General features: G+C 56.6%; 6 protein-coding genes. 5 read left to right on the top strand and 1 reads right to left on the bottom strand.

Features of this window, described 5'->3' with window-relative positions:
* Nucleotides 1–513 precede the first annotated feature (513 nt).
* The 4 genes from RMSM_RS13175 (at nt 514) to RMSM_RS42555 (ending at nt 5304) form a co-directional block, all read left to right on the top strand.
* Nucleotides 514–1710 carry a cysteine desulfurase family protein gene (locus RMSM_RS13175; protein WP_008696669.1) on the top strand — a complete coding sequence of 399 codons (1197 nt, stop codon included), beginning with the start codon at nt 514–516 and terminating at the stop codon, nt 1708–1710.
* An 898-nt stretch (nt 1711–2608) separates the two neighbouring features.
* The gene (locus RMSM_RS13170) at nt 2609–3226 is read left to right on the top strand and encodes a hypothetical protein (RefSeq protein ID WP_008696667.1); all 618 of its coding nucleotides are present in this window, start codon (nt 2609–2611) and stop codon (nt 3224–3226) included.
* Between the two features lie 814 nt (nt 3227–4040).
* The gene (locus RMSM_RS13160) at nt 4041–4949 is read left to right on the top strand and encodes a type III PLP-dependent enzyme domain-containing protein (protein WP_008696665.1); all 909 of its coding nucleotides are present in this window, start codon (nt 4041–4043) and stop codon (nt 4947–4949) included.
* A 1-nt stretch (nt 4950) separates the two neighbouring features.
* Entirely contained in the window at nt 4951–5304 is a 354-nt protein-coding gene (locus RMSM_RS42555) for a type III PLP-dependent enzyme domain-containing protein (RefSeq protein WP_085980610.1), read from the top strand.
* A 44-nt stretch (nt 5305–5348) separates the two neighbouring features.
* Here the strand turns inward: RMSM_RS42555 and RMSM_RS43400 are convergent, their stop codons facing one another.
* Nucleotides 5349–5477, bottom strand: coding sequence for a hypothetical protein (locus tag RMSM_RS43400; RefSeq protein ID WP_008696661.1), 129 nt, complete (start codon nt 5475–5477; stop codon nt 5349–5351).
* Between RMSM_RS43400 and RMSM_RS13155 the strand changes: the two genes are divergently transcribed.
* The coding region (locus tag RMSM_RS13155; protein WP_008696662.1) for a beta/alpha barrel domain-containing protein at nt 5476–5906 on the top strand (431 nt) is incomplete at its 3' end. The two genes, RMSM_RS43400 and RMSM_RS13155, sit on opposite strands and share 2 nt — an antisense overlap.

Genomic DNA, 5906 nt, shown 5'->3' with positions numbered 1-5906 from the left:
TTCATTTCGTCGCTCCGTAAGACAAGGACCGGACGAGAGAGAGGGTGTTGTGTTTATGTGGGAAAGACAATCCGACACGGTAATGATTATCGCCTGTTCACTGCTTCAGTGCAAACCCGCCTGACTGCGGAAAGCCAATTATTTTCGCTCTCGAACACGGCCCCGATGCCCGGGACCGTCCAAATCGGCAGCTGCGTTGACTCTTCCCCGGCGGTTGCCACTTCGACGGCTAACGCTGGTTTTTCTGGGGCTGGCGACTACTCTGGGGCGATGTCGCAGCGTCCATTACAATGCCAATCCGCATTATTGCCTTCGTGCCACTCCGTAGAAGGGGCGGGGCGGATTTTTGTAGAATTCTTGCTAGCGTCGGTGGTCACTTCGGCGGCTCGTTGCTTGTTTGTTCGCTTCCGCGTCGCGTCAGCATGCCCGCGGCATCGCCGATTCGACCGGCGAGTTTTGTTTGCTGTGATGATTTTCGCCCGGCGTCGTCTTCTCTTGTTTTGTGCCTGACCATTGATCTATTTGGATTTTAATCGAACCACGCCCCTCGCTCCTTCGGTGCTCGAGGCGATGCAGCCGTACTGGGCGACGCACTTTATGTTGCCTGGGCAAGAACACTCGCAAGCCCAGGCGGTGGGCGAGTCACTCGAGCAGGCACGAGAATCGGTGGCCGCAATGGTAGGCTGCGATCCCTTTGAAATTGTCTTCACCAGCGGTGGAACTGAGGCCAATAATTTGGCGATCTGCGGCCAATTGAACGCGGCACCCGCAAGTCGTTCCCAGGCCATCCGCTCGGCGCTAGGCTCGGGCGATACGGTTTCAGGCGATAGGACAGGTACTGGCCGTATCCATGTCTTGGTCAGCGAGCTTGAGCATGACTCGGTGCTGGCAGCGGCGTTTTCGCTCTCCGGTGACCAAGTGGATGTGGAGCTGGTGCCATGTCAAGAAAATGGGGTGGTTGACCCGGCGCAAGTCGAATCGATGCTGCGTCCCAACACGCGACTGGTTTGTTTGCAGCTCGCCAATCCTGTCCTCGGAACGCTGCAAAGAGTCCGAGAAGTGGCGGATGTTTGTCACAATCGGGGGGTGTCTGTTCACTGCGACGCCACTCAAGCTTTTGGCAAGCTACCGGTCGACGTTTCGCAGCTTCGCGCCGACACGGTTGCGGTCAGTGGGCACAAGTTTTATGGCCCCAAAGGCAGTGGGGCGGTCTATGTTCGACGGGGCCTCCACCTGTCGCCAATCTGCCACGGCGAGCCTCGCGAAATGGGGCTGCGACCGGGTGCCGAAAACATCCCCGCTTGTATCGGTTTGGGCGCCGCAGCACATCTGGCCAGCCGCTGCGAAAGTGAGGTGTCGGACAACTTTGGCGAGCTAAGTGACCGGTTTCTTAACGGTCTTGAATCTTCCCTTGGTGAGTCGCCGATTTTACTCGCGAGTGGGACGCCACGGATCGCGAACACGATGGCGATCGAGATGCCTTGTGACGCAGGGGCAATCCAAAAAGCGGCGCGGCATTTGGTCTTTGCAACCGCCCAGTCGGCTCAGCCGCCCGACGAGATCACTCGCTCGCTAAAGGCGATCGGACGGACTGAAACACAGATTCGTCGTACCATCCGAGTCTCCCTCGGGTGGACCACGTCGCGGGACCAGATTGACCGCGCGGTTAGTCTGCTCGCCGACGCCTGTGATTCCGTCATGACTCGCTAGCCCACGCCATTCTGGTGGTTGAGATATTTTGCTAGCGCTCCTGAGTGAGCCAAATTGCTTGCTGCGAATTGACGCCGCTGCGTTGGTTGCTGCCGGCGAGAGTACGGATGCAAGATCGCTGTCGTTAACGTTTCTGTGCTTCGCCGTCCTGCTTGGTCGCAGCAGACCGACTGGCTCGAAGAAGACACCAATCCCCGTTGTCAGAGTCATTTTAGACGACCCCCTCATTTGGTGTTGCCTGTCGTTTTTCGAATGCCTGATATGAGCGTTGCGGGCGGGCTGGCCCGGGGCCTCGTCGTGATCTTACTGGTTCAGCTTGGCGGGCTCAGGTCGGTCGATCCGCAGGGTTTCGCAGCGGTCTTAGGAAGTGGCGCTGAGCGGGGCGTCCGATTGCCGAAGAGGTTAGGAAGTTGCTGTCTCGGCGGTTGACCCATGGGATTGATTGCGTAGGGATAGTCGTTTTCTGTTCTTCCCCCTCTTGTGGTGTTTTTGTGAAGGTGTCTCAACGGGTCTGTTGTTCCGTCGTGGGTCTTGGTCGGCCGGCATGGCTTGGTGCACGGGCAACCTGAAATGCTTGTAAAACAAACAAAATCTTCAAATCGGTAGAAATGCCGTTATTTGCTGCATTTTAAAATGTTCTTTTTCTTGTGGCCTCCCTGGTGTCCGAGGTGGACACTTGGCGAATGCACATGGAGGGTGTGCTTGGTTTTTGTGCACGTCGCCGTTGCCTTGGCTGCAGCAGGTGTGCCTGCGATTTGGGCAGAGGGCTAGCAATGGGCCTAAGTTGTTTTGAAAGCATAGGTTCGGGAGTGGCGTTTGACTGGGTGTGAGGATAGCCGCACAAACACCCACACGACGTGCCGACCAGGCACAGCCATAGGAAAGGAAGATCCTCGAAATGTCTCAAGCCGATACCAACTCCCAACTCCGATACGCCAGCGATCCTTCACCCGAGCAAACCGACGCAATTGCCCCCCGGTTGGATATTGCTCCGCTCAATGTCAATGTTCCTGATGAGCAAAAAGGGAAAGAGGTTTTGCGATTGGCGCAGGAGGCGTTTGCCAAGACTGGCAGCTGGGTCGTGTTCTATCGCGAGATGTTGGGCGTCGATGGCGTCGTGCGAAAGCTGTTTCCCGATTCCGAGAGCATGCGTCAGTTTGAAGCCAGCGACGAATTCGCGGAGCTGCAAGAAATGGTCGCGGCCATGCGTAGCCAGGACCCTTCCAAAGGCGATTCGGCAGAGCCTGAGCGTATGATCACTATTCGCTTGCCAATGAGTTTGCATGACGCACTGAAGGTCGAAAGTGCCGAGATGAACTTGAGTATCAACAAGCTGTGCATCAGCAAGTTGCTGCAGCCGGTCGCGGGTCGCTTCATTCCGCTGCAGCAAGGCCGTCGCCGTGGTCGTCGCCCCGGACCACAAGGGCCTCGCAAGCAGGTGCAGGACGCGATGGAGAATGCCTCGAAATCGACCGAATCCGAAGTCAATTCGCAAGGTGCGCAAGGGAATTCATAAAACCCTTGTTGGGTGCACACATTTCGATGATTCGAGCGGTTTGACGTCGTCTGGTTTTTACCGAGCGACGTCATGTTTAGGACAGGATGAAAGATCCGCTGCCCAGTCTGCCTCGGTGCAGTTTTTTCTCTCCCGGGGCACTGCCGAATATCATCTCCCCCAGGCCGCTTCGCTGCGGTAACCAGCGGGATTATCGGCCGGTGAATGCGGGATATGAATCCGAGGAGTTAGGGCATTGTGGTCGGTCGCCTTCCCGCGAGCAGCGAATTCTGCGGCGACCGCCGCCGCGCTCTGTTGCTTAATTCGACTGTGATCGTCAAGCAAAATGACATTGTGCGTTATCCATCAGAGGGGTGTCGTCTGGAGGGCCGCGAAGGGCATAAGCCCAACGCCATCTACTTTGGCACTAAACGGGTGGCGTTTGTAGCGGTGCGGTGCGGGGCCCGCCCGATCTACACCGAACGTTTCACTCGCCTCAACCGGACGGCTCGCGCTTTGTCGCTACCAAAGTAGACGGCATTGGGCCAAGCCCTGCCGCTACAAAATGCTTCGCAGCGTTGCGCGAAGCGGCATGAAGTGGGCGGTCGGTAGGGTGAGATAAGCACGGCGATTTTGACGATGGGCTGTGTTTTCGGTCCGATGCGTCGCTCTGGCACCGTGGAGTGGGGCGAAGCTTGGCTTCTATCGGAAATGCGGGACAGGAACAGCGAACCTTGGCTGGGCGATTTTTGATTTGCGGGTACACTGTTTTGATTGTTCCTTCGCTGATTCCTTTGCCTCCTTAGAAGCGGTTCGCTAATCCAAAATGCTTACAGTGCCCACTTTCTCTACGGCCCGCACCGAGATTGCGGGTCAGCCGATTGCTGATCTCGTAAAATCCTTTGGCACGCCTCTCTATGTCTACGATATCGCTGTGGTTCAGGAGCGGATTGCAGATTTGGCGGCATTTGACCGCATTCGGTATGCACAAAAAGCGTGTAGCAATCTGGCGATTTTGGACCGGATGCGTCGCACGGGAGTGGTGGTCGACGCCGTCAGTGCGGGAGAGATTCGCCGCGCGATCGCAGCAGGGTTTAGTCCCGATGCGGCAAAGCATGAAATTGTCTACACCGCCGATATTTTTGACCGTGATGCACTCGATTTGGTGGTCGAGCATTCGATGAACGTCAATTGCGGGTCGCCCGACATGATCACCCAGCTGGGGGAACGTCGGCCAGGGGCGGAAGTGACGCTGCGAATCAATCCCGGGTTTGGGCATGGGCACAGCCAGAAAACCAATACCGGAGGCGAACAGAGCAAGCACGGGATTTGGCACGAGCAAATTGACGAGTGTCTGCGTCGTGCCGATCAAAGCCGAATCACCATCACCGGGCTGCACATGCACATTGGTTCGGGCACCGACCTGGAGCATTTGAGCGAAGTCTGTGAAGCGATGGAGCGTACCGCACTTTCGGTCGGTCGAACGTTAAAGACGATCAGTGCAGGGGGCGGATTGCCGGTCCCCTACAAAAGCGACGAATCGTATGTCGATTTGGCCAAGTATTTCGAGCTTTGGGACGCCACGCGAAACCGGCTTGGGGAAGCGTTCGGCCATCGATTGGACTTGGAAATTGAGCCTGGCCGTTATTTGAGTGCCGAAAGCGGATCGTTGATCGCCGAAGTTCGCAGTGTGAAGAAAGCGGGAAATAACGTTTTTGTTTTAGTTCGATGCAGGATTCAATGACTTGGCGCGTCCGGTGATGTACGGAGCCTATCATCCGATCTCGGTCTGTGGCGCTCGTGGCGACGTCGCGTCGCGCGAGCAGTTGGATGTGATCATTGGTGGTCCACTGTGTGAATCCGGTGACATCTTTACGCAGCGTGAGGGTGGTTTCGTCGAAAGCCGCAAGCTGCCATTGCCAATGGTCGGCGATTACGTGGTGCTCGAAAACGCCGGCGCTTACGGTTTTGTGATGGCGAGTAACTACAACAGCAAGACACGAGCGGCGGAAGTGATGATCGAAGATGGTGCGGCGAAATTAATTCGGCGTCGTGAAACGTTCGATGATCTGATTCGCGGCGAAGTGATCCCGGATTAAAGAAGGATCCGTTTAAAACAGGATCCGCGTTCAAATCGCATCCTTCACAATCCCGTTGGTTCAAATTCTTGCGGCTCGCGGTGCGTGGCCGCGAACGGAATTTGCCGCTGGATCGCCCCTTTCCCTACCCCTGCCCCCTCCCAATCCTCTCGCCCCTGGTTTGAATCCGTCATGTACACCGCTCCCTTTTCGTCTGCCCAACTTCGCGAAAGCGTGATCGCCGTTCCCCCGTTGGCGCGTGACGCGTCGTTGAAAATCGATCACGCTGAAAATGCCAAGCTGATCAAGCACATCGAAGCGGGCGGAGTTCGCTCGTTGCTCTATGGCGGCAACGCTGTCTTCTATCACGTTCGGCTTGCGGAATACGAATCGCTGCTAAAGATGTTGGCGGACGAGACAGCCGATGACACAGTGGTCGTGCCATCGGTCGGTCCTGCGTACGGGTTTGCCATGGATCAGATCGAGGTGCTTCGCGAGTTTGATTTTCCCACCGCGATGCTGTTGCCAGCACGTGATATCGTGGACCAAGACGGGATTGCGACGGCGACGCGGCGGCTTGCGGAGTTCTACGGCAAACCGTTAGTGCTGTATTTGAAGTTCGA

Source organism: Rhodopirellula maiorica SM1 (genome assembly GCF_000346295.1).
Classification (GTDB): Bacteria; Planctomycetota; Planctomycetia; order Pirellulales; family Pirellulaceae; genus Novipirellula; species Novipirellula maiorica.
This window is presented reverse-complemented; position numbering and strand designations above follow the sequence as displayed.